General features: G+C 74.9%; 4 protein-coding genes. 2 read left to right on the top strand and 2 right to left on the bottom strand.

Annotated features, from left to right (window positions below; translation table 11 throughout):
* Positions 1-155 precede the first annotated feature (155 nt).
* Together ICW40_RS16520 and ICW40_RS16515 are read left to right on the top strand one after the other, a co-directional pair.
* Positions 156-818 carry a response regulator gene (locus tag ICW40_RS16520; protein WP_221655108.1) on the top strand — a complete coding sequence of 221 codons (663 nt, stop codon included), beginning with the start codon at positions 156-158 and terminating at the stop codon, positions 816-818.
* Positions 819-980: 162 nt separating this feature from the next.
* On the top strand, positions 981-2,237 hold the full coding sequence (locus tag ICW40_RS16515) for a hypothetical protein (RefSeq protein ID WP_221655107.1): 1,257 nt from the start codon (positions 981-983) through the stop codon (positions 2,235-2,237).
* Positions 2,238-2,312: 75 nt separating this feature from the next.
* On the opposite strand, the gene ICW40_RS16510 is transcribed toward ICW40_RS16515, so the two are convergent.
* Together ICW40_RS16510 and ICW40_RS16505 are read right to left on the bottom strand one after the other, a co-directional pair.
* Positions 2,313-3,161, bottom strand: a complete 849-nt coding sequence (locus tag ICW40_RS16510; RefSeq protein ID WP_221655106.1) for an ABC transporter permease — start codon at positions 3,159-3,161, stop codon at positions 2,313-2,315.
* Positions 3,162-3,163: 2 nt separating this feature from the next.
* The coding region (locus tag ICW40_RS16505) for an ABC transporter permease (RefSeq protein ID WP_221655105.1) at positions 3,164-4,013 on the bottom strand (850 nt) is incomplete at its 5' end.

The raw sequence follows: 4,013 nt of genomic DNA, 5'->3' as shown, positions 1-4,013 counted from the left end.
GGCGGGACGCTCGAGGCCGGGCCGCGTGCGCGCGGGTTCGCCGTCGTCGCGGAGCTGCCGACGGCGGACCGGCCGGACGTGCGGCCCGTGGGTGCGCCCGCGGTCGCACCGGGCGAGCGTCGCACCGACGGTGAGCCGAGGGGGGAGGAGCCGCGATGACGACGATCCGCGTCGTGCTCGTCGACGACCAGCAGCTCATCCGCACGGGCCTCGCGATGGTCGTCGCGGCGGAGGACGACATGCGCGTCGTCGGCCAGGCCGCCGACGGCGCGGCCGCGCTCGACCTGCTCGCCACGACCCCGGCCGACGTCGTCCTCATGGACGTCCGCATGCCGCGGATGGACGGCGTCGAGGCGACGCGGCGCATCGTCGAGCGCGGGGACGCGGCGCGCGTGCTCGTGCTCACCACGTTCGACCTCGACGAGCACGCCTTCGCGGCGCTCAAGGCCGGCGCGAGCGGGTTCCTGCTCAAGGACGCCTCGGCCGAGGACGTCATCGCCGCGATCCGCACGGTGCACGCGGGCGAGGCCGTGCTCGCGCCGACGACGACGCGCCGCCTGCTCGCGCACGTCGCGCCCGACCTGCCCGGGCCGCGTTCGGGCCCCGACCCGTTCGAGCGGCTCACGGACCGCGAGCGCGAGCTGCTCGTCGAGCTCGCGACCGGCGAGAGCAACGCGGAGATCGCCCGGCGGCTCTACCTCTCGGAGGCGACGGTCAAGACGCACGTCGGCCGGATCCTCGCCAAGCTCGGGCTCCGGGACCGGGTGCAGGCCGTCGTCCTCGCCTACGAGACGGGCCTGGTGCGCCCGGGCCGCTGACGCACCGTCAGCCCAGCAGGTCCGCCGCCGTCAGCCCGGCGGCCCCTCGCCGTCACCCTCGCGGCGTACGCCCCGTCCCGCACAGGACGACGACCCCGCGCCCCCGCCCGCACGAGCCTGAGGTGGTGACGCCCGCACGGGGCGTCGGGGGAGGTGGGGAGCATGACGGCGACCACGAGTGCCGGCAGCAGGAACGCGAACGGCAGGAGCGGCACGACCGGCGCCGGCACGACCGGCGCCGGCGCGACCGGCGGCGGCGCGATCACGCCCACGCCGGACGGCTGGACCGGCGCGTCGACGGTGGCACCGAGCCGGCGGCACCGGCTCGCGGCCCTCGCGCTCCCCGTCGCGGGGCTCTGGTCCGCGGGCGAGCTGGCCGCGGGGATCGCGTGGCTGCGCGGGGCCCCGGGCAACCCCGCGGTGCCGCGGCCCGACGAGGAGCCGGGCCTGTCCGTCCTGCACCTCATGACGCCCGACGTCGGCGCGGCCGTGCTCGCGGCGCTCGGCGGGGTCGGTCTCGCGCTCGTCGGCGCCATGGCCGTGCAGCGTCGATCGGTCACCGGCGGTGCCGCGCGCCGGCGCGGCCCGGGCCGCGAGGTGCGGGGGTCGGGACCCGACGCCCGCCGCGGCGTGGCGCTCGTCGTGGGCCTCGCCACGGCGCTGGGGGCGCTGCTGACCCTCGTGCTGCCGGACTACCGGCTGCTCGCGTGGACGGCCTACCTGCCCATCATCGCCGTGATGTCGCTGACCGGGACGATGCCCGAGGGCGTGGACGTCTGGCCCTGGCCCGTGGTGCACATGGCGCTCGCGACCCTCGGCGGCCTTGCGCTCGTGGTCGCCGCCGCGCAGCACCGGCGCCTCACGGCGCGCTGCCGGGACTGCGGCCGGTCCGGCAGCCCGGGCCGCTTCGCCGCGTGGGCCGTCCGGCGTGCGCCGTGGGCGGTCGGCGTGGCCGTCGCGATCCCGGTCGGCTACGCGGTGACGCGCCTCGCCTGGGCGCTGGGCATCCCGCTCGGCATCTCCCAGGAGATGCTCGACGAGCTGGCTGACATCGTCTGGATGGGGGCGGGCCTGGCCGTGCTCGCCATCGGGGGCGCGGTGCTCACCCTCGGGCTCGTGCAGCGGTGGGGCGAGGTCTTCCCGCGCTGGATGCTCGGGGTGCGCGGGCGGCGCGTGCCCATCGGGCTCGCCGTCGTGCCGGCGTCGGTCGTGTCGGTCCTGGTCACCTCGGCGGGGCTCATGTTCGTGCGCTACGCCCTGGCCGGGGGGTTCAGCGCGGGCGTCCCCGGTGAGGAGTCGGACGTCGCCGCGTGGCTGCCCGAGATGTTCTGGCCGCTCTGGGGCGCGGCCCTGGGCCTGGCGACGTACGCCTACGCCGTCCGCCGCCGCGCGGCGTGCGCCCGCTGCGGCCGCCGCTGACGCCGGGCTACGCGAACAACCGTGCACCTGGAGGCGTTCCCATCGCCTCCAGCTGCACGGTTGTTCGCTGTGGCATCAGGCGCCGGCCGACTCGTAGCGGCGCAGGCCGCGGCGGAAGAGCCAGACGCCCATCCCGACGCACCACGCCGCGACGAGCGGGGTGAGCAGCCCGACCCACGCCGACGTCCCCTCGCCCAGCACGGCCGCGGCCGGGAAGAAGGACACGAAGGCGAACGGCAGCACGAAGGTGATCACCGCACGGATGCCGAGCGAGTAGATGGTGATCGGGAAGCGGGCGAGCTCGCCCAGCGAGTGCAGCGAGAACGCGAAGGTCGAGAACGGCGCGTTGATCCAGAAGGCCGACGCGTTGGACGCCAGGTTGAGCCCGATCTTCACCGCGACGCCGCTGACGAGCAGCACGAGCGCGAGCGCCGCCCGCCCGACCGTCCAGTCGACGTCGACCTGCTGCACGGCGGCGATGATGAGGCCGATCCCCATCGTGATGTTGCCGAGCCCGTTGAGACCGACGTCGATGCTCATCACCTGGAGCACGGGCGAGTAGGGGCGCACGAGCACGCGGTCGAGCTCGCCCTGGTTGACCAGCCACGCGAGGCGCCAGGTGCCCTCGAAGAACAGCGAGCCCACGCCCTCGGCGACGTAGACCATCGCGTAGACGAGGACGATCTCCCAGAAGCCCCAGCCGTTGATGTCGGGGATCCGCCGGAACACCGTCCAGAGGAACACCAGGCCGACGGCCTGGGTCATGACGGCCGCGACCATGAGGATCCAGAAGTCGGCCTCGTACTCCATGACCGAGCGGATCTTCGCGCCCAGACTGCGGCGGTACAGCCACAGCGCGCGGCGCACGGGTCCGCGCACCACGGCGGGGCGGCCCTCGGGAGGGGCGATCGTGCCGGTGGTCATCGTCACCCTCCGTGCACCGTGAGTCGTCGGGAGGCGGCGCGCCACGCTGCCCGCGCGGCCCACCACAGGAGCACGGTCCAGCCGAGCTGGGCGCCGAGGCGCCACCACAGCTCGGCGCCCTCGAGCCGGCCGAGGTAGAGCATCGCGGGCGTGTACGCCATGGCCTGGAAGGGCAGCACCTCCGCGATCCACCGCAGCCAGTCGGGGAAGAAGACGAGCGGGACCATCGCGCCGGAGAACAGCTGCTGCAGCGCGAGCCGCGCCCAGCTGACCCCCATGTAGCTCTGCGTCCAGAAGCACAGCAGCCCGCTCATGTAGACCACGGCGAACTTGAGGGGCACGACGGCGAGCAGGCTCAGGCAGAACAGGGCGAGCCGGTCGGGCGGCGGCACGGGCACGCCGCCGAAGGCGGCGAGGGCGCCGGCGGCGACGATCACGCACGCGATGACCTCGAACGCCGCGAAGCCGAGGGTCTCGGCCAGGCGCGCGCGCTGGTAGTCGACGGGCTTGGTGAGGTCGACGGCGACCGACCCGTCCTGGATCCGCAGCGCCATGCGCCAGTCGCTGTAGGTCGACACGACCGTGCTCGACACGAAGCCCACCAGCAGGTACGCCTTCATCTCGGGCCACGTGAAGCCCAGCGGCTGCTGGCCCTCACGCAGGATCGTGCGCCAGAGGTACAGCAGCGACAGGAGCAGGAAGAGGTTGCCGAGCAGCCCGAGGAAGAACTGGAGCCGGTAGGCGACGAGGCTCTTGAACGCGACCCCGGCGAGCGCGCGGTAGGCGCGCAGCGGCACCCGCGCCGGGTCCTGCCCGCCTGCGGGCGCGGCCGGCGGGTCCGCGAGCCCGACC

The sequence above is a fragment of the Actinotalea ferrariae genome, from assembly GCF_019733465.1.
In the GTDB taxonomy this organism is placed as follows: Bacteria; Actinomycetota; Actinomycetes; order Actinomycetales; family Cellulomonadaceae; genus Actinotalea; species Actinotalea ferrariae_A.
The sequence above is the reverse complement of the archived record's forward strand: the minus strand, read 5'-3'. Positions and strand labels throughout refer to the sequence as shown.

Bases quoted from the DNA above. Each gene is read 5' to 3' on its own strand.
- ICW40_RS16520 (WP_221655108.1), top strand. From the start codon at position 156: ATGACGACGATCCGCGTCGTGCTCGTCGACGACCAGCAGCTCATCCGC.
- ICW40_RS16515 (WP_221655107.1), top strand. From the start codon at position 981: ATGACGGCGACCACGAGTGCCGGCAGCAGGAACGCGAACGGCAGGAGC.
- ICW40_RS16510 (WP_221655106.1), bottom strand. From the start codon at position 3,161: ATGACCACCGGCACGATCGCCCCTCCCGAGGGCCGCCCCGCCGTGGTG.